This window comes from Prosthecochloris marina (genome assembly GCF_003182595.1).
Lineage (GTDB): Bacteria > Bacteroidota > Chlorobiia > Chlorobiales > Chlorobiaceae > Prosthecochloris > Prosthecochloris marina.
The window spans coordinates 335,825-355,507 of record NZ_PDNZ01000001.1 but is presented as its reverse complement, the minus strand read 5'-3'; the positions used below and the strand labels follow the sequence as shown (position 1 = coordinate 355,507).

18 protein-coding genes and 3 riboswitches are annotated in these 19,683 nt (G+C 48.3%); of the genes, 15 read left to right on the top strand and 3 right to left on the bottom strand.

The genetic code is table 11. The features are described from left to right. Window positions 1-38 precede the first annotated feature (38 nt). From CR164_RS01630 to CR164_RS01620, 3 genes are all read right to left on the bottom strand, one after another. A complete protein-coding gene (locus CR164_RS01630; protein ID WP_420820790.1) occupies window positions 39-1,343 on the bottom strand; it encodes an MFS transporter in 1,305 nt (434 codons plus the stop codon). 82 nt (window positions 1,344-1,425) lie between these two features. Further along, window positions 1,426-2,316: a cobalamin-binding protein gene (locus tag CR164_RS01625; protein WP_110022163.1), complete on the bottom strand. Its 891-nt coding sequence runs from the start codon at window positions 2,314-2,316 to the stop codon at window positions 1,426-1,428. Further along, window positions 2,291-2,704, bottom strand: coding sequence for an NUDIX hydrolase (locus CR164_RS01620; protein WP_110022162.1), 414 nt, complete (start codon window positions 2,702-2,704; stop codon window positions 2,291-2,293). The genes CR164_RS01625 and CR164_RS01620 overlap by 26 nt, the downstream gene beginning before the upstream one ends. 204 nt (window positions 2,705-2,908) lie before the next feature. Here CR164_RS01620 and CR164_RS01615 point away from each other — a divergent pair, with 204 nt between their 5' ends. The 15 genes from CR164_RS01615 (at window position 2,909) to CR164_RS01550 (ending at window position 19,680) form a co-directional block, all read left to right on the top strand. Beyond that, the gene (locus CR164_RS01615; protein WP_110022161.1) at window positions 2,909-3,382 is read left to right on the top strand and encodes an SRPBCC family protein; all 474 of its coding nucleotides are present in this window, start codon (window positions 2,909-2,911) and stop codon (window positions 3,380-3,382) included. A gap of 57 nt (window positions 3,383-3,439) precedes the next feature. Continuing rightward, window positions 3,440-3,676: riboswitch (cobalamin riboswitch) on the top strand. A gap of 205 nt (window positions 3,677-3,881) precedes the next feature. After that, window positions 3,882-4,616, top strand: a complete 735-nt coding sequence (gene cobI / locus CR164_RS01610) for a precorrin-2 C(20)-methyltransferase (protein ID WP_161953467.1) — start codon at window positions 3,882-3,884, stop codon at window positions 4,614-4,616. Continuing rightward, window positions 4,601-6,007 (top strand): precorrin-3B C(17)-methyltransferase, encoded by a 1,407-nt coding sequence (gene cobJ / locus CR164_RS01605; RefSeq protein WP_110022159.1) that lies wholly within the window; start codon window positions 4,601-4,603, stop codon window positions 6,005-6,007. The genes cobI and cobJ overlap by 16 nt, the downstream gene beginning before the upstream one ends. Beyond that, complete coding sequence (cbiE, locus tag CR164_RS01600) at window positions 6,000-7,211, top strand: precorrin-6y C5,15-methyltransferase (decarboxylating) subunit CbiE (protein ID WP_110022158.1); 1,212 nt, start codon at window positions 6,000-6,002, stop codon at window positions 7,209-7,211. Before cobJ ends, cbiE begins: the two co-directional genes overlap by 8 nt. 2 nt (window positions 7,212-7,213) lie before the next feature. Then, window positions 7,214-9,103, top strand: a complete 1,890-nt coding sequence (cobM, locus tag CR164_RS01595; protein WP_193525187.1) for a precorrin-4 C(11)-methyltransferase — start codon at window positions 7,214-7,216, stop codon at window positions 9,101-9,103. Then, window positions 9,100-9,885 carry a precorrin-6A reductase gene (cobK, locus tag CR164_RS01590; protein ID WP_110022157.1) on the top strand — a complete coding sequence of 262 codons (786 nt, stop codon included), beginning with the start codon at window positions 9,100-9,102 and terminating at the stop codon, window positions 9,883-9,885. Before cobM ends, cobK begins: the two co-directional genes overlap by 4 nt. After that, window positions 9,872-10,978, top strand: coding sequence for a cobalt-precorrin-5B (C(1))-methyltransferase CbiD (gene cbiD / locus CR164_RS01585; protein ID WP_110022156.1), 1,107 nt, complete (start codon window positions 9,872-9,874; stop codon window positions 10,976-10,978). Before cobK ends, cbiD begins: the two co-directional genes overlap by 14 nt. Window positions 10,979-11,059: 81 nt before the next feature. Next, window positions 11,060-12,037 (top strand): sirohydrochlorin cobaltochelatase, encoded by a 978-nt coding sequence (locus CR164_RS01580; protein WP_110022155.1) that lies wholly within the window; start codon window positions 11,060-11,062, stop codon window positions 12,035-12,037. After that, a complete protein-coding gene (locus CR164_RS01575; RefSeq protein WP_204901776.1) occupies window positions 12,034-12,657 on the top strand; it encodes a sirohydrochlorin cobaltochelatase in 624 nt (207 codons plus the stop codon). Before CR164_RS01580 ends, CR164_RS01575 begins: the two co-directional genes overlap by 4 nt. A 13-nt stretch (window positions 12,658-12,670) precedes the next feature. Further along, on the top strand, window positions 12,671-12,919 hold the full coding sequence (locus CR164_RS13285; RefSeq protein WP_275068353.1) for a sirohydrochlorin cobaltochelatase: 249 nt from the start codon (window positions 12,671-12,673) through the stop codon (window positions 12,917-12,919). A gap of 99 nt (window positions 12,920-13,018) precedes the next feature. Then, window positions 13,019-13,255: riboswitch (cobalamin riboswitch) on the top strand. Between the two features lie 236 nt (window positions 13,256-13,491). After that, window positions 13,492-15,393, top strand: a complete 1,902-nt coding sequence (locus tag CR164_RS01570; RefSeq protein WP_110022154.1) for a TonB-dependent receptor plug domain-containing protein — start codon at window positions 13,492-13,494, stop codon at window positions 15,391-15,393. A 90-nt stretch (window positions 15,394-15,483) separates the two neighbouring features. Next, window positions 15,484-15,789, top strand: a complete 306-nt coding sequence (locus CR164_RS01565; RefSeq protein WP_420820785.1) for a 4Fe-4S dicluster domain-containing protein — start codon at window positions 15,484-15,486, stop codon at window positions 15,787-15,789. 104 nt (window positions 15,790-15,893) lie between these two features. After that, window positions 15,894-16,250: riboswitch (cobalamin riboswitch) on the top strand. Between the two features lie 26 nt (window positions 16,251-16,276). Next, window positions 16,277-17,494 carry an ABC transporter substrate-binding protein gene (locus CR164_RS01560; RefSeq protein WP_110022152.1) on the top strand — a complete coding sequence of 406 codons (1,218 nt, stop codon included), beginning with the start codon at window positions 16,277-16,279 and terminating at the stop codon, window positions 17,492-17,494. Beyond that, window positions 17,495-18,586, top strand: coding sequence for a FecCD family ABC transporter permease (locus CR164_RS01555; protein ID WP_110022151.1), 1,092 nt, complete (start codon window positions 17,495-17,497; stop codon window positions 18,584-18,586). Then, window positions 18,583-19,680 carry an ABC transporter ATP-binding protein gene (locus CR164_RS01550; protein ID WP_110022150.1) on the top strand — a complete coding sequence of 366 codons (1,098 nt, stop codon included), beginning with the start codon at window positions 18,583-18,585 and terminating at the stop codon, window positions 19,678-19,680. Before CR164_RS01555 ends, CR164_RS01550 begins: the two co-directional genes overlap by 4 nt. The last annotated feature ends 3 nt before the right edge of the window (window positions 19,681-19,683 follow it).

The window sequence follows — 19,683 nt, the reverse complement described above, 5'->3', positions numbered from 1 at the left end:
CTATCTGAGTTCTCGAAAAATAATCTTCCTTTTTTCAGCTATTCAACCGTTTGCGGACTTACCGGTGATTCGGGCGTTGCATCAAACGCTTCTATTTTGTATCTGAACAAACTCAGGGATATGACGGTTCCGGCTACCATCAGGATGCCGGCTACAATAAACGGCATCGACGGGAGTATGCCGTAGAGCATGCTGCCGCATACAGGCCCGAAAATTCTTGCAAGAGAATTTATGGACTGTCCATAACCCATTATTTGTCCCTGTTTTTGTGTATAGCTGTAAAGAGAGAGCATGGAAATATTGATAGGATTGGCGAGACTTGTGCCAATAGCAAAGAAAAAAAGGATTCCCAGTCCAAGGGTGAACAGTGTTGTCTGTGGTATGAACGGTATAAAAAATACCCCTATGAATGTTGTCAAGTGTCCCCAGAGGAAAAGCTTGTGTTCGCCGAAACGCTTGTTGAGCTGGTTTATCAATCCTCCTTGCACAACAACGGAAATGACCCCTACGTAGGCAAACAAGTAGCCTATCTGCTGGTCCGAAGCCAGGAAATATTCCTTCCAGAGGAGAATCGACGCAATCTGCATATTGACAATGCCGAATGTGAATATGAAGTTTGCACTCAGGAGCAAAGCTATAGGTGGGGAGCTTACCGCTTGAACCATCCCTCCAAGATAGTTCGCCGACTTTTCTCTTATGGAGAAAAGCAGGGGCTTGCCGGAAGGCTTCCTGGCGCTACCAAGGTAATCCGAAATCTTTTTTGCTTCTTTGTTGGATTCGGGGAGAAAGAAAAGTGCGAGGATGAAATCGAAACCGATAAGCGCTGCTGCGATGAAGCCTACCATTTCAATTCCGAAATTGGTCTTGATTACACCGCCGATCAATGGACCGATGATAAAACCTATCCCGAACGCAGCTCCCAGCATACCCATTGCTTTGGATCTGCTGTTACTGTCAGTAACGTCGGTTATGTAAGCTTGGGCAGCAGCGATGTTTGCCGATCCGATGCCTGAAAGAGCTCGGGCGAGAATAAGCAGGGGAATTGTCGATGCTTTTGCAAAAAACAGATAGGAAATCGAAGCGACAAAAATACTGCCAAGCATGACCGGCCTTCGGCCAATGAAATCACTGAGCCTTCCCCAGACAGGCGAGAAGAGAAACTGCATGCTTGCATAAGTAGCGGCAATGAGACCGATCATAAAGGGACTTGCCCCAAGATCTTTGGCGTATGTTGGAAGAAGAGGCAGCACAATACCGAATCCTATGAGGTCGAGCAGCACTGTCAAAAACAATATCGCCAAAGGTGACTTCTTCATGCAGGGAGGCTGTTTATAATAAGTAATAGTAAAGCCGGAAAGATATAAAATTGGCCGCTTTTTTCCTCTTTTAACCTTATTCGTCTGATTCGCCTTCTGGCTGCAAACGTCATTCCTTGCCTGCAGCTCCAATAATGAGTCTGAGTTGTTCTATGCCTTCAAGAACGCGCGGACCGGGGCGGAGAAATACGCTGTTGTCAAAATTGTCATAAATTTTTTGCCTTTTTACGGCCTCGATATGTTCCCAGCCGGGTCTCGAGGCTATTTTTGCAGCGACATCACTTTCTCTCGACATGTACATACAGGCGATGATATCAGGGTTTTGTCTGATAACCCATTCGGGGGAAACTTCAAAATATTCCTTTTCAGCAGCATCTCCTATATTCTGGCCTCCAGCATAGGCGATGAGGGAGGAGACGTAGCTGTTTTTTCCTCCGGTCCAGAGGGGATCATCCCATATTTCCAGGTACACTTTCGGAGGTAAAGCGGTGTCGTCGATTACATTCCTGAAATTTTCCAGACCATCTTCAATGGTAAGCGCAAGGCTATCGGCTTGTTCACTGTTGTCCGTCAATTCGCCAAGCTTGCGAAGTGCGGCGGGGATGTCTTCCGGAGAATGAATGCTCAAGTGTTCCCGCCCGATGCCAAGTGCGGTTATTTTTTCTCCCATGTTTTCATCGACAAGATCGATATCGACGACAAGGTCTGGTGTGAGGCTGGTTATGATCTCGAGGGATGGTTGGCCGAAAGCCCCGACAACCTGAACTTTTTTTACATCAACCGGCCAATCGCATGCGCTTGTTCTGCCGATAAGTTGTTGCTCCGCTCCTATCGCATAGATCATTTCCGTGATGCTGGGGGCAAGGCTGACAATCGTCGGTTTACCCGAAGAGCTTCCTGTTGTTTCTTTTTTTTGCGCTTTTCCACATCCACTGAGGAATACGGAAATGAGAATGAATAAAAAAAATGTGGACTTACATGGTTTCAAGATGCTTTTCATAGCGCCAAAGAACTTCCTTATGATTGAAGGCAAGAGTGAGTTTGCGGGCATGACCGATCGAAAACCAACCTATGTTGGACACTTCACCCGGTTGGGGCTGGAGTGTTCCCGATGCTGTTCCGTAGAACATCAGGACAACAGCATGGAAGCCGCATTCGGGAAAAATTTCATCACAATAGCCCAGAAAGACCGGTGATCGCAATGAAAGACCGGTTTCTTCCGCGGTTTCACGGATAACAGCAGCTTCAGCTGTTTCTCCTGTGTCGATATGTCCTCCAGGGAAACACCAGCGGTTTTTGAACGGATCGACAGTTCTTTGTGTCAGAAGAACTGTCGATCTTTCAGCTTCGGAGGGTGACAGAATTGCTGTAACTGTAGCTTTTACCATTTCCGTGTCCAGTGTTTCACATTGCTTTTAATTCATCAAAAGCAGAGAAAAAATATAGAAAAACAGATGTTTCCTAAAAGGGTAAAACAGTATGGATCCACTGTTTCGAAAGGGATAGTTTTACGTGGTTATGCAGTTAGTATATGATACTGTGAATAATTACAAAAAGATTCAATACCACAAGCAAACAAGTTTTATGCGATCATGAATGCGAACAGGTTGATATATACACAGAAAATACCTGCGGAAATAGAAGAGGTGTGGGATTTTTTTGCCGATCCCATGAATCTTGTATACATAACGCCCAAGGAAATGCATATGAGAATAACCAACAAGGACAAAATCGGTTATTTGGAGAAGGGAATGATTGTCAGTTACAAGCTTTTTCCTTTTTTCGATTTTCCGGTCAAGTGGACTACCAGGATAACGCATGTTGACCGGCTCCGTGGATTCGAGGATGAGCAGAAAGAAGGGCCTTATGAGTACTGGCATCACAGGCATCTTTTCAAGGAAATTCCCGGAGGAGTCGAAGTGACTGATATAATAGAGTATAAAATTCCCTTTGGCTTTTTCGGTAAAATGCTCGATATGCTTCTTATCCATAGCAGACTCGAGTATGTTTTTGCCTACCGGCGCAGAAAAATCGGGGAAATTTTCGGAGAGACCAAGGCTGCCTGATGTTTGTATCATTGCCCTTTAAAATTATTTTTGGTATATAACGCACTATAAACATTGTTCTTTCTTTTTTTGGCTGGTGCCGGTTTAAAAGCCGGAGAATAGGGAAGTACGTGAAAATCGTACACTGTACCCGCAACTGTTCAGCGGTTTTACTGTCTTTTTCAGTTCATGGCCTCGTGCATTGAAGAAAACGGTTACTGATAATCACTGCATTTTTCCGCCCGGAAAAAGCGGGAAGGTTGTCAGTAGAAATTCCGCGATAGTCAGGAGACCTGCCAGTCATTTGTCGCTTATAAATATCGGACTACGGGATATAGTCTGCAGATGGCAATAACTCTTTCTGCTTCACGCATCTTTTTTTTTTGCCGTGCTCTTGCTGAAAAGACCAATCTTTTTTCCTGGTATGGATTGATGGTTCTTTCGGCAGCTTCTTATGAACATACGGTCGGGGAAAAAGTGCTTTGAAGGAAAGGGAATTCAATCGAAAAAAGATTCAACATTGAGAAGTAAGGTTTACGGGGTTTCACTGGGACCGGGAGACCCGGAGCTTGTGACCATCAAAGCGATAAAGGTTCTTGCTCGAGCTGATAAGATCTATTACCCGGCGACCTTGACCCGATCAGGCGAAGTCAACAGCTTTGCACTTGAAATTCTGAAGATGCACAGTATCTCGGAGACCAGGCTGAAAAGCATGCCTGTTGCCATGACAATGTCCAGAAAAGAGGTTGACAAGGTTTATGACAAGGCTTTTTCCTCTATCATGCAGGACCTTGAAAACAGCTTATGTATCGCGGTTGTATGTATTGGGGACGCAGGGTTGTACAGTACGTTTGGACACTTGCTCGAAAGACTGAAAAAAGCCTCGGTTACTGTGGAAATGATTGCCGGGGTACCGGCTTTTGTCGCTGCGGGAGCTTCTGCGCATGTACCGTTAGCTCTCGGATCGGATAAAGTTCTTGTTCTCCCCGATTTTGAAAGTACAGATGAGCTCGATAAGTGCCTGGACAGGTATGAAACGGTGGTTGTGATGAAGTTATCCCTTTTTGGCGAAAAGCTTTACTCATACCTTGAGAAGAAAAGAATCGGTTTTGTGTATGCCGAATATCTCGGTACACCGCGTGAGTTTGTGAGTCGTAGCCTCAATGATCTCGAATCACGGCGCATACCATATTTTTCTCTGATAATTTTATTCAATAAGGATCAATCTTCTAGAAACCTATGTCCGGAAAAATAACAGTTGTCGGATTGGGACCAGGGAGCCTCGATCTGATTGCGCCGCGCGTACTTTCTGCTATACGGGAGGCGGATGCCGTTATCGGCTATAACTATTACATACGACTGATAGAGCATTTCATACCTGAGCATGTTCTTTTGATCGATAGTGGGATGAAAAAAGAGCGTGACCGTGCCAAGAGGGCATTCACTCTCGCTCTCGAGGGCATGAATGTTGTTGTTGTCAGTTCAGGGGATGCGGGGGTTTACGGGATGGCGCCTCTGGTTATGGAAATGTCGCAAAAAAAGGATTATGACAATGTCGCCGTCAGTATTCAGCCGGGAATAAGTGCTTTTCAGGCAGCGGCAGCAAAGCTTGGAGCCCCGACAGGGCATGATTTTTGTGTTATTTCTCTTTCCGATCTTCTCACTCCCTGGAACGTTATCGAACAGCGCATCAGAGCGGCAGCGAGCGCTGATTTTGTGACTGCCGTATACAACCCGAAAAGCAACGGGAGATACTGGCAGATTTACAGGCTCAAGGAGCTTTTTCTGGCAGAGCGTTCGGGTGACACTCCTGTCGGTATCGTGCGTCATGCCGAAAGGGACAACGAGAGTATTGTTATCACTACTCTTTCCGATTTCGATCCGGAAACACTCGACATGTTCAGTGTTATGATAATCGGTAACCGACAGACTTTCGCCGAAGGCTGCAGAATGATCACGCCAAGGGGTTACTTTTCTCCAGGAGCTACAGGGAGTATGAGCGTTGGACAGTCGATCATGAGCAACAGTTTCAGTGCGATTGAAAAGCGATTGAAACGAAGTGGCTATGCTTACGATACCAAGTGGGCGATGATGCACGCCATTCATACGACCGCTGATTTTGATTTCGAAGATATTCTTTATACCACTCCCCGGGCGGTAGAGCAGCTGCATGAAAAATTAACTGCAGGAGGCGCGACTATCATTACTGATGTGACCATGGTCCGGTCGGGTTTTAGAAAAGCAGCGATCGAGAGATATGGCATTGAAGTGATCTGTTATCTGGACGATCCGAGAGTTCAATCTCTTGCCAGCGATCAGGGTATCACCCGCACACAGGCAGGTATGCGACTTGCTGTAGAGGAACACCCTGATGCGCTGTATGTTGTCGGCAATGCACCGACAGCCCTGATCGAGCTTTCGGATCTTTTGTGTCGCAAACGATATAGCCCTATGGGGATTATCGGAGCTCCGGTAGGCTTTGTCAATGTCATTGAATCGAAACTGAGGTTGAAAGCCGTAATAGGAAAAATCCCTGCGGTCATTATCGAAGGAAGAAAAGGCGGAAGTACTGTCGCGGCGACTATCGTAAATGCAGCCTTGAGCCTCGATGATGCCGAAACCATGATGCCCGGAAGAGATGTCTGATCGTATTACAGTTGTTGGATTGACCGATAACCCTGAGCCGGAGCTTACCGAGGATGCAAGATTGGCGGTAAGCCAACACAGGGTTTTTGCAGGTGGTGAACGCCACAGAGGGATCGTCGCTTCCATTTTGCCCCACGATAGTGACTGGATAACCATCAAACCGCCTATCGGGAAGGTTTTGGTGGCTTTCAAGGAAGAGCCAGGACCGATTCTGGCGTTTACTTCGGGAGATCCTCTGTTTTACGGGTTCGGCGCTACGTTACAGAAGGCTTTTCCGGATGCCGTTTATACGTACTACCCGTCGTTTCACAGTTTGCAGCTTCTGGCTCATCGTTGCAGGATGCCCTATCAGTCGATGCGTTATGCTTCTCTTACGGGTAGAGGCTGGCAAGAGCTTGATTGTGCCCTGATAGAGGGGGCGCAACTGATCGGAGTCCTGACCGACTGGAGGAAAACTCCTGCTGTTGTTGCAAAGCGAATGCTCGAGTTTGGTTTTTCAGAATATACCATGATCGTTGGAGAGGCGCTCGGGGGAGCGGAAGAGCGGGTCTGTGAGTATGGTCTGGAAGATGCCGTCCGGCTTTCGTTTCACGAGCTTAACTGCATCATCCTCTCCGCTTTCCAGCCTCATGTCAAGCTTTTCGGGATTCCGGACAGTACGTTCGAAGGGTTGAGAGGTCGTCCCAACATGATCACCAAGATGCCTGTTCGCCTGGCAACACTTTCCCGGCTCGGTCTTGTCAATGCACGTAATTTCTGGGATATCGGATTTTGTACGGGTTCGGTTTCGGTCGAGGCAAGGCTTCTTTTTCCGGAGATCGACATCACGGCGTTCGAAAAGCGCAGCGAGTGCTCTGTGCTTCTCGAGCACAACAGTAAAAAATGCAGCGCTCCGGGTATCCGGCAGGTAATGGGAGATTTTTTTTTACAGGAACATAGCGCGTATACCGGCGATCAGGAAACAGTCGATGCCGTGTTTATCGGGGGGCATGGCGGGCGTCTTGAAGAAATGTTCGCCTGTATCGATCCGTTGCTTTCCATTGGTGGGCGAGTTGTGATCAACGCAGTGCAGTCCGAAAGCCTTGAGCAATTTCATCAACAGGCAGGACAATACAACTACAGGATTTTTGAAGATATGAAAATAGCTGTCGATGAGTTCAACGTGATTACGGTTGCGGCGGCGGAAAAAACCAGGAAAGCTTGATTATGCAAACCATTGCGATTCTGGCTTCTTCGGACAACGGGATATTGGTTGCCCGTTGTCTGAAAAAGCATCTTGAAGCAGTTTCCGGTTACAGGGCTGAAATTTTCTCTTCACGCCAATTTGAAGGAGTGACATCGGTTAATGGTATTGTCGAGTTCACACGTGATAATTTTAGTTATTACGATGTGTTTATCTTCATCGGTGCACTTGGTATATGCGTGCGCGCGATTGCTCCTGTCATCAAGGACAAATATTCAGACCCGGCAGTCATCAATTGTGATGAACGCGGGGTTTTTGTGCAGTCTGTTCTGTCGGGCCATGTCGGTGGTGGAAACGAGCTGGCAGGGCTTGTCGCCCGTTTGATCGGCGCACGCCCGGTCATTACGACATCGAGTGATGTACAGGGATTGTGGAGCCTCGATATTCTTGGTCGTGATCAGGGGTGGTCGGTGGAATTTCATTCGGGAAACAAAGGAAAATCGTTTGCCGCTGCGATGTCGTTGTTCGTCAATCACGAGCCGACGGTACTGCTGCTTGAAACGAGGGATGAGGTGACCGATTATCTCGAGCGAAGCAAAGCACCTTTTGTCTCGGTCGTTTACAACTACGAAGATATTGACTTTAGCGCATGCAGCCTGCTCCTGGCCGTAACACCACGTGTTCTTCCGGTGCAGGTGCCCTCTTTTTTCTATCGTCCGAAGGTTTTGTGTGCCGGACTCGGCTGTGAAAAAGATATCGATCCTGAGACGTTTGCCGTATCGTTTGCCGGAGAGTTGGAGCAAAACGGTCTTTCACCTTCTTCACTCAAGGCCTTCGGTTCCGTTGATTTCAAAATACAGGAAAAAGCCTTCAGGCTTGCTGCTGAAAATTTCGGCATTCCTTTGCATGGATTCGCACCGGATCTTCTCGAAGGTGTCGAGGGGGTACCCAATCCATCAGAGGTGGTGTATCGGAAGGTTGGGGTGCATAGTGTGGCTGAGGCTTCGGCAGCTTTGCTGGCAGGCGAAAACAGGTGGGTGGTTGAAAAAAAGAAAGTCGTTCTTCCGGGCTGCAGGGAAAATGAGCCACGCCACTACACTTTTGCCGTCAGTATCGACAGAACCGCGGTTCGTAAAGGCCGTATCCTCATTGTCGGTGCAGGGCCGGGTGATCCCGGACTGGTAACGGTCAGGGGGAAACATTTGCTGGAAACAGCGGATCTTATCCTTTATGCAGGAAGCCTTGTGCCGGAAAAACTGACCCATTACGCCAAACCCGGAGCAGTCGTGAGGAGTTCCGCTTCGATGACCCTTGAAGAGCAGTTTTTACTTATCAGCGAGTTTTACCGACAGGGGAAGTGCATTGTCAGGCTGCATACCGGCGACCCTTCGATCTACGGCGCAATTCAGGAACAGATGGCCTGGTTCGAGTCGAGCGGCATGGAGTACAGCATCGTTCCCGGCGTATCGTCTTTTCAGGCTGCAGCGGCAACGCTGAAATCCCAGTTCACCATTCCTGAAAAAGTGCAGACGATCATACTGACCCGTTTTAACGGGAGAACGGCTGTGCCGGAAAAGGAAGCTCTCGGTGAGCTGGCACGTTCCCAGGCTACAATCTGCTTATTCCTGAGTGCAGAATGGGCGGGGGAGATCCAGCAAGAACTCCTGCTTCATTATGCTCCATCCACGCCGGTAGCGGTTTGCTACCGTTTGACCTGGGATGATGAACAGGTATGGCGGGGATCGCTTGTCGATCTTGCATCTTTGGTTGCGAAAAGTGGAAAAACGCGCACGATGCTTCTTGTTGTCGGTGAAGCCGTGGGTGCCAGGGAAGAGAGATCGAAACTGTACGATCCCGCCTTTTCACATGGTTTCAGACACGCTTCCGGAACCAATGAAGGTGATACATCATGATAGTGGTTTTCGGTGGCACGACAGAAGGCAAACTGGTTGCCCGATTTCTGGAGGAAAAAGAGCTGGCATATCTTTATTCTACGAAAACAGAGGTCGAACCGTTTGTAATGGTTCACGGCAAGTACCGCTTTGGTGCTCTTGACGAGAGGGGGATGGAGCACCTTTTCCGGCGAAGAAACGTCACTGCCGTTATCGATGCGGCGCATCCTTTTGCATCACTTCTTCATGAAACCGTTTCAGATGTTTGTTTGCGGTTCTCCATACCGGTCATCAGGTTCGAGCGCATCTACGATCTTCCCCGAGAAGCTGCTTACAGCAAGAATATATACTACTCGAGCAGTTTTCCCGAGGCTATCGATCTCTTGCGGTTTCTCAAGCCGAAAAGAGTGCTCGCCATGACCGGCGTGCAAACCATAGATGCTTTGCGTTCCTACTGGAAGGAGCATGAGATGAGAGTCAGAATTCTACCTTCAGGCAAATCGGTAATGCATGCACAAAAGCAGGGTTTTCCTCTGGGTAATCTCATTCTCCACAAACCATCCGGTTTTTTAGAGGATGAACGCCGAATTATAAGGGCATACGGTATCGATTGTTTGCTTGTCAAAGAGTCCGGCAATTCAGGGTTTTTACCGGTTAAAATCACGGCGGCCATGCTCTGTGGTATTCCGGTGGTTATTGTGAAGCGTCCCAAACTTCCCGACTCTTTCATTACCGTGACGAAAAGGTCGGAATTAAACCGTCAACTTGAAAGAATCAGCAAGTTGCACCATGCAGGAGAATGAAGCTCAGCGATTGAGATATGGGTATACAACCGGGTCTTGTGCAACTGCGGCAACAGTTGCGGCTCTCAGTGCATTGTTGAATCAGGAGGCTCAACAAACCGTGACGATTGTGCTGCCTTCGGAAGATTCGGCCACGTTTACGGTTGAGGAGTGTTTCGTGGATAGTCGAGGTGCCCTGTGTGGTGTGAGGAAGGATGCCGGAGACGATCCGGATGTTACCGACGGGCTGATAATTCGTAGTGAAGTGACGATAAGAAAGGACATTCCCCGGGGAACGGTTTTGTTTCTGCAGGGAGAGGGGGTAGGGCGAGTCACCCTTTCAGGGCTTGGTATTCCGGTTGGTGAGCCGGCTGTCAATCCTGTGCCGAGGCATATGATCATGAGGGCCGTGCGATCACTCCTGAAAAAGTATCGGGTGGAAGGAGGAGTTGCGGTCACTTTGTCGATCCCTGGCGGTAAAGAGGTCGCGAAAAGAACCATGAACGAAAAAGTCGGTGTTGTAGACGGCTTGTCCATCATCGGAACGAGCGGGATTGTTGTGCCGTATTCCGAGGAGGCCTATATCGAAAGCATCAGACGATCCCTGCGGGTGGCTTTATACAGCGGATGCCGTGATGTGGCAATCGTTGCCGGAGCAAGAAGCGAAAAACATCTGAAAAAGCTCTTGCCGGATTTCCCGGATCAAGCGTTCGTTCACTACGGTAACCGGATAGGTGTGACACTGGAAATAATCAGGGAATGTGCGGGGTTCGAGAGCGTTACGGTAAGTGTCATGCTGGCCAAAGCCACGAAACTGGCTCAGGGTGAACTGGATTTGTCGAGCAGGAACGTAGCGGTAAACCGTGATTTTATTGCAGGTTTAGCCCGCAGTGCCGGATATGATAACGATATCTGTCACAGCTTACTCGACATTTCCCTCGTGAGAAACATCGTAAAGAGTATTCCTTTCAGGAAAGGTGAGCCTTTTTACCGTGAGTTGTCCAGGGAGTGCTACAGGGTGTGCGGCCGGCTTGTACCCGGTATCCGGCTTGCTTTCGTGCTCATGAATTCGGATGGCATCTGCATCGTTCGCAACGCATTGGATGAGAAGTAGTTACAGCGTTTTACCGGCAAGCGTGTCAGTGTTGCGGTCAGGAAATTGTATGATTGAAATAACGTAAAACACATTGTTATCATGGGTGGAAAAAACAAGATACGAAGACAGATCAACAAAAAGGCCATTTTGCTTGCACATTTCGGAACAAGCTATCCTGTCGCTCTTTCGGCTCTCGGAAACATTAAAGAAGAGGTAGAGGAGCAATTTCCGGGGATTGAGACGAGGATTTGTTTTACCTCGAACAGGATCAGAACTATCTGGGCGTCGAGAAGAAGAAAACCTGAAAGCTGGCTTGCCAAGGGAGTGCCAGAAGAAATCATGTACGCTCAAAGCCTGCTCGGGGCAATTGGTAACCTGCAGGATCAGAACTACCGTACCGTCATCGTCCAGCCGACCCACATCTATCATGGGGAGCAATACGAAGATCTGCAGTCCTGTATCAGGGCTTTGCAGTCGATCAGGACGATAAAGAAAGCATGGGCGCCTTTTGATAAAATTGTGTTGTCCCGGCCCACGCTGGGGACGTATGGTATAGAGCACGACTACGTCGAGGATATCGATGAGGTTGTACAGGCCCTTGAAACCGATGTTATACGTGCAAAAGCGTCAGGCGCTTCATTGGTTTACATGGGTCACGGGAATGATTTTTTCTCATCGGGCGCTTTTTTCGAGACACAAAAAGCGATGCGTGCATTTTATCCGGATTCGAGCATTTATATCGGTATGGTCGAGGGGTACCCGGGTATCGATGAGATCCTGCAGGCTCTGGAAGAAGATTCCATAAAACATGTGCTGCTCAAGCCGTTTATGATCACTGCCGGTGATCATGCGCACAACGACATGAACAATCCGGAGCCGGATTCCTGGAAAAGCAGAATCGAATCTCTTGGGATTCAGGTCGATGTCGCTATGGAGGGGTTGGGAGCCAATGGTGCTTTTGCCGGCATTTTTGCCAAACGTATTCAGCAAACAGCCGAGGATCATGGTATCGACCTGCATCCGGCAGAAAAGATGATGGTTTCAAAACAGGAAGAAAAAAATGGAGAATGGAAATGAAAACAAGTATAAAAACAAGCTGCCTGACGCTTTTTGTCTTGCTGAACCTGGTGGCTGTTGAATGTTTTGCGGCAGATGTACGTGATCAGCCCAGAAAAGACGGGATTTTACTGGTTGCTTTCGGGTCGAGCGAAAAGACTGCTCAGGTATCGTTCGATACTATTGAAAGAATGGTGAAGCGGGCCTATTCCGGTATACCGGTTCGCTGGGCTTACACATCACACGTTATTCGTGAAAAACTTGCAAAACAAGGTACGTTTCTCGATTCGCCTGAAACGGCGTTGGCCAAGATGCAGGATGAAGCATTTACCCATGTGGCGGTTCAGTCTCTTCACACCATCGGCGGGGCTGAATTTCACGACCTGTATCGGACAGTGGATGCTTTCGAGAGAATGGGGGGATTCAGGAAATTGATCTTGGGATATCCCCTTATGACCACCCAGGAAGATATGGAAAAAGTTGTTGCAGCTGTAAGGGCTTCGATTCCCGAAGAACGTTCGAAGGAAGATGCGGTGCTGCTCATGGGGCATGGTACTCACCATCCATCCAATGCATTGTATTGCAGCTTTGATGTTTCAACTGCAACGTGTCGATCCCAATATTTTCGTTGGAACGGTTGAAGGGTACCCTGAGGTGGATCTGCTAAAGGAGCTGCTGCTTGAAAAGGGCATCAAAAAAGCCTATCTGATGCCCTTCATGTCGGTCGCCGGTGATCATGCGAAAAATGATATGGCCGGCGATGGAGATGATTCGTGGGTATCGATATTGACTCGTGCCGGAATAGCGTGTGTGCCTGTTTTAAAGGGGACCGCTGAATTCGATGAGTTTGCCGTTATCTGGATTGATCATGTCGGTGAATCCCTGCGTTCGTTGGATAAATGAGCGGATCGTTAAGAGGCTTCAATTCCGACGCTTACAAGAAAATCTTTGAAAGTCGGGGGTTTGTAGAATATGTTTTTTTTCGTAACTACAAACCATGTTGTTCTTTCTTTTGTAACTGGTGCCGGTTTGAAAGCCGGAGAATAGGGAAGTACGTGAAATTCGTGCACTGTACCCGCAACTGTAAAGCGGTTTACTGTTTTTACAATATATGGCTTCATATGTTGAAAAAACGGTTGTTGTCAATCACTGCGATGTTTCCGCCCGGAAAACGTGGGAAGGTTGCCAACAGTAGTTTACCGCCAAAGTCAGGAGACCTGCCAGTTATGTTTTTGCAAAAAAATCAGACTACGGGTTTATAGTCTCAGGCACTGAAGTTCATGATGTATCAAACTGTCAATTCACATTCTTTTCCGGTATCTCTGTTTTTCGCCGGGAAATCCCGGAAACTCGATGCGCTCTTTTTGGGCAGATTCAGGTTTTTGGCAGTGTAACGTTCCTCATCCTGTTTGCTTATTGCCGATGGACAACCCTGTGGTTCAGTTGTTTTTTTAAAACTGATAACAGGTCGACAGATGAAGAAAAAAATTGTTGTGTTTCTAATGGCGTGTGTTTTCTCTCAGTACACACTTCAGGCAGAAGGTTTCTCGCAAGACGGTATCACCCCATCCTACACGAGTGATGAGATGGTTGTTACCGCTACCCGATTTCCGGTGAAAGAAAAAGAGAGCTCCCGTTTCGTTACGGTTGTCGATAGTGAAGAGCTGAAAGAAACCGGTGCGACGAATGTGATGGAGGCGCTTGGAAGAATAGGGGGATTGGGCTATAAATCCCTTGCGCCCATTGGGATCAACAAGCAGGGAATGAACAGCGCCGTGTATGTTCGGGGTATAGAAGATGGTGAACTCATTCTGATTAACGGATCACCGGTTCAGCAGGCATCAAGTAAGGGATATGATTTGAGCTGCATACCTGTCGAACAGATCGAGCGTATTGAAGTGCTTAAAGGTGCGGCTTCAACCCTTTATGGGGCCGATGCAATGGCTGGAGTGATCAATATCGTTACCAAGAAGCCGGTATCGGAAAAAACAGGAACGGCTTCTGTGGAATTCGGCAATGAAGAATGGATGAATCATGGTATAAGTCTTAGTCTTCCCGGAATTACCGCAGGCTTTCGATATCAGCACCTTGGCGAATTGGACGATGTCGGCCGGCAATTTTCGAAAAAGTATACGAATGCTCTTGGAGAAACGGATAAGTATATGGTGAATGTCAATGCATCACCCTTCGAGAACACCTATATCGATTACCAATACTCATGGTATGAGACCGCTTTCATCGATCTGTACGATTCGGGCAAGGTGGAACGAACCGATCAGGAAAGTTCTTTTCACTTTCTCAACCTTCGTTACGAGGGTGAGCGGTTCCGGAGCAAGCTGTTCGGTATGCACGATAAACGTATTACAGAAGATTATGTGGATAACGTGTTCGATGAAGAAAAGGAACGTTTGAACTATAACTATGGTGCCGAAAGTGATTACCGCTTTACTCTGGGAAAAGGTTTTGAGCTTGTGGCTGGTGCGGATTATGTTCATCGTTTTGCCGATTACAAAAACAATTACGGTGAAAAAAAACGGGACGATTACGGAATTTTCGCCGAGTTCAAAAAGGATTTCAAGCAGGATGTTCTGCTGACGCTCGGAGTGCGTGAGCAGTTCATAGACAATGAAGAGGGCTCTACCGATTATGACTCGTTTCTTCCAAGCGCGGGGGTTACCTGGAAGGTCAATGAAAACCTGAATCTTTTCGCGAATACTGGCAAGGCTTTCAAGGCTCCTACATTCACACAGCTTTATTATGAAGGTCGTGTGGTCGTTGGCAATCCTGATCTGCAGCCTGAATCAGGCTGGACCTATGAAGCCGGGTTCAAGTGGGATTGCAAATCGGTATCTGCCAGAATTGCCGGATTTTATATGACCTATGAAGACAAGATCGAGATCGATCGTTCACAGGGAAGACCGTATCACTATTTCAACGCCGGATCCTATAATTCCCAGGGAGTTGAATGGAAGCTGGGGCTGTATCCTTTCACAGACAGGCACGATTTCCTTTCGGATATCTCGTTTACCTCTGCAGGTTACTGGGCATACCCGGTAGCTGAAAACACAGATGGAGATGAGTACCAGCCCGGACCGAAGTTCCAGAACACGTTTGCGGTTTCCTATGCGACATTGCCTTTCAATCTCGATCTGCAATGCCGGATCCTTGCCGGCAGGGAAGATGATCTCGAGAATTACGCCGCTTTCGATATGACCGGAAAAGTAAAGGTCGGCAAAGGCTATGTTACCTGTGCGGTAGAAAATATTTTCGACACTGAGATTCAGACAACGGGCAATCTCGTCGAAGATGCAAGCAGCCGTTTTGTTTATTACGAGCCCGGACGTCTTGCCAGACTTGGATATACAATATCGTTCTGATGCTCTGTGTTTATTCTCCGTCAGTGCTTCCTCCCTGAAAAGGGGGGAGGGCTGACAGAGTTGCTTGATTACATAAGATGAAAAAATGAAATGATGAGTGATACTGCGAAAAAAAGAAGGCGTGGACGCCTGACTGTTCCCCGCAAGGAGATTGCGTGGTACCCGACTATCGAGCCGGATGCTTGCAACAGTTGTTGTTCCTGTTATGATTTCTGTCCCAAAGGGGTCTTTGCATCCGGTGAGGTGGAAGGGCTGCGCCGTCGCCCGAAAATGGAGGTGACTCAGCCGTACAACTGTATCGTTCTTTGTACCGCATGTGAAAAGGTATGTGCCGCAGGGGCCATTTCGTTCCCGAAACGAGAAGACTTTGAGCGGTATGTGGAGTATTATGAATGATATATCAGTGTGATATGCGTTTTTTGTTCAATTAAAAAAACAGGTTTCGTCAGCAGTGCCTTTAATATTTGTAAAGCATTTGAAACGATGGATTGTTTTCTGTATACTTTGTTCAACGTTATGGTGCCCTGGTTGTTTGGACAGGGCTTAAAAGGGAATCCGGTGAAAGTCCGGAACAGTACCCGCTGCTGTAATCCCGCATCGGCATATGCCGATAATGTGTTTCGATAATTATGGGTATCTCTATTTATTTATTCCGCGCTTCAATTGCTTCGTTGAGCGGTGCTCGAAATCCTCATGTACTCTGTGTACACTCCGGTTTCTGTACTTCGTTCGCCTTGCACTTGAATCGCTCATGACAAAAAATAGAGACACCCTTATGTCACTGTTCCGGGCTACTGGAACGGGAAGGCTGTCGGAACCGGGAAAGTCAGAAGACCTGCCCTAATACGCTATCGCTTCGGGTTAAAGCAACTTGACTATACATATGAATATATTTCGTTCTTCTTTTACCGGTTCGGTGCATCATCGTTTTTCCGGTGTTCTGCGATGTGCTATCTCTCTTTTCGCCGTTGTGTTCACCACCGGGTTGAGTGGATGCAGCAATGAAACGGAAGTACACCCGAAACAGGAAGCTGTGTCCGTTGACGTTCCCCTTTCCTACGCCAAAGGTTTTTCCCTGTACGATCATGAGGGGTTCAAGACTTTACGAGTCATCGTCGATCTCGATGGCCGCCAAGACACGTTGCGCTATCTGCTGATTCCCAAGGAGTCTCCTTTACCTGACGGTTTCGATGAGCATGTGGTGGTCAGGACTCCCGTTGAGCGTGTGGCTTTGTTTTCGACAACACAGGTTGGTTATATCGATCTGCTTGGATGCGCCGATCGGATCATTGGTATTGCCCGACCCGACTATGTCAATACTCCATCCTTACGTGAGCGGATCGAGAAAGGCGCCGTATCGGAAATCGGTATGCCGTTCAGTCCCAACGTGGAAGAAATTCTCGAACTGAATCCTGAAATGATAGTGACGACAGCGTTTCCCGCTGCTAGGCAGACCGATTACAAGGCATTGGTAATGGCTGGAATTCCTGTTGTCGTCGTTGCTGAATGGCTCGAGGAATCTCCCCTCGGAAGAGCGGAATGGCTGAAGCTGTATGCGGCTCTGCTCGGTCGTGAGGAAGTTGCCGTCGAGAAATTTGCGGATATCGAGCACTCTTATCATGCCCTCAAGGCACTTACCGACACTCTTTCCCACCGTCCGTCGGTTGTTACAGGGATGCCTTTCAAGGACGCGTGGTTCGTGCCTGGAGGAAACAGCTATGTGGCATGTTTTCTCAGGGACGCAGGGGCGGATTATCATTGGAAAAACAGGGCAAAGACCGGCAGCATCAAAATGGATATAGAGGCTATTTACCCGGTCGCCCTTGAAGCGGAGTTCTGGCTTAATCCGGGAACGGTTCAGTCCCTCGATGAACTGCTTGCCAAAGACATTCGGTTCAGAGATTTTTTCGCGGTGCGATCTGGCAAAGTGTACAACAATAACCGGTTACTGAATCCGGCAGGAGGGAATGCATATTGGGAGCTTGGGGCTGTACGGCCCGACAGGGTATTGGGAGACTTGATCAGGATCCTGCATCCGGACTTGTTCCCGGAGAGGGGCAATGGAGATGATTCGTTAACTTTTTACAGGCATATACAGTAGATGGGCATAAAGGTGGACAGTCAAACAAGCCCGGAACATTCCTGGCCTCTTCTTTCTCCAAAAAACAGTCTGATCGCTCTGCTTTTTGTGATAATGGCCTTTTTTTTTATGCTCGACCTTGCACTCGGGTCGGTAAAAATACCTCTTGGAAACATTATTGATATCGTGTTCGGAAAAGGTTCAGAGAACGAAGCCTGGGAAAAGATCGTTACCTATATCCGGATTCCGAAAGCGCTTACCGCCGTCATCGCCGGAGCGGCACTGTCGGCAAGTGGTTTACAGATGCAGACGTTGTTCCGAAATCCTCTGGCAGGACCTTCTGTACTGGGTATTTCGGCAGGTGCCAGCCTTGGAGTGGCCATGGTCATGCTGGCATCCGGCGCGGCAGCAAATGCCTTTGCCATCCGCCAGCTCGGGCTTGGCGGGAGCTGGCTCATCGTTGTCGCTTCAACCCTTGGAGCTGCGTTCGTTCTTCTTATCGTGCTGGGGATAGCGGTGCGGATCAAGGATAATATCGTACTGCTCATTGTCGGTATCATGGTTGGAAATATCACGATATCGATCATCAGTATCTGGCAGTATTTCAGTGAACCTGAACAGATACAGGATTACCTGATCTGGACATTCGGCAGTCTCGGCGGTGTGCTGGGGAGCCAACTGTATGTTCTGGCAATCGTAGTCGGCATAGGGCTCATGATTTCCTTTGCTGCGTCCAAGTCTCTCAATGTCATGCTTCTCGGAGAGAATTACGCGCGCAGTCTCGGGATGAGTACGCTCTATGTCCGGATTACCGTCATTGCCGCTACAAGTCTGCTTGCCGGAAGCGTAACCGGCTTCTGCGGCCCTATAGGCTTTATCGGTATAGCCGTTCCCCACCTGACACGATCGATTCTCAATACTTCCGATCATCGTTTTCTTATGCCCAGTTCCTGCCTTGTCGGGGCGATTCTGATGTTGGTATGCGATATCATCGCCCAGATGCCGGGAAGCCAGACCACCCTTCCGATCAATGCCGTTACCGCTTTGATCGGTTCTCCTGTCGTTATCTGGGTTATCATGAAGAACAGAAACCTCAAGTCGTCGTTTGCATGAAGAACGAAGTGTTACTGACTCACGATCTGGCGATCGGATATCAGAACCGTCGCCTTGTCAAAGAAGCGGAAAAGCATGGTCGCAAGTATCCCGGAAAAGTTGTTGCGGACAATCTGTCTCTCGACCTCGCCAAAGGGGAGCTGGTTTGTCTGCTGGGGCCCAACGGGTCTGGAAAATCGACATTGATGAGAACCATTGCCGGTGTACAGAAGCCTCTCGGTGGACATGTGACCCTTGATGGCAGATCTCTTGAAAGGCTTTCGACCAAAGAAACGGCAAGACTTCTCAGCCTCGTGCTTACCGACAGGGTCATGACCGGTAATCTTTCGGTGTATGCCCTTGTCGCTCTTGGCCGTTATCCTTATACCGGCTGGATGGGGAAGCTTTCAAAGGATGATGAAACCGTTGTCAGGGAGGCCATAGCCATTACCGGTACACGACGGTTCGCTTGTCGTCACATCAGTGATCTGAGCGACGGTGAACGCCAGAAGGTCATGATTGCGCGTGCACTTGCCCAGGATACACCCGTTATTCTGCTCGATGAGCCTACCGCTCATCTTGATCTTCCCAATCGCATCGAGGTCGTTCGTCTTTTGAAGCAACTGGCGAGAGAGCGAGGGAAATCTATCGTGATGTCTACGCATGAACTCGACCTTGCGCTTCAGGCAGCTGACAGGATCTGGTTGATGAGTCCCGTTCAGGCAGAAGAGAGTGGAAAAAACATCGAGATGATCTCGGGGATGCCTGAAGAGCTTATTCTTGACGGTAGACTCGAAAAAGCCTTCAAGCGTAACGGATTCGAGTTTGATCGGGAGTCAGGTTCGTTCAGGATAAATCAGCACCACGAGGGTTGTATAGGTCTTGTCGGAGAAGGAACCCTTGCTTATTGGACGAAAAGAGCGCTCGAGAGGATCGGTTACAAAGTTGTCATCGATGCATCATTGCCCTGCAGGATAGAGGTTTCGGAGGACAGGGGTAACCGTTGGTGGCGTTATTATAATGGAAAAAGCGGTGAACCGTTCGAGATTCAGGATATCGGCAGCGTCATCAGCTGTATCAAAAAGAACAAGACAGACTCGGAGATCGTAGCATGAGAG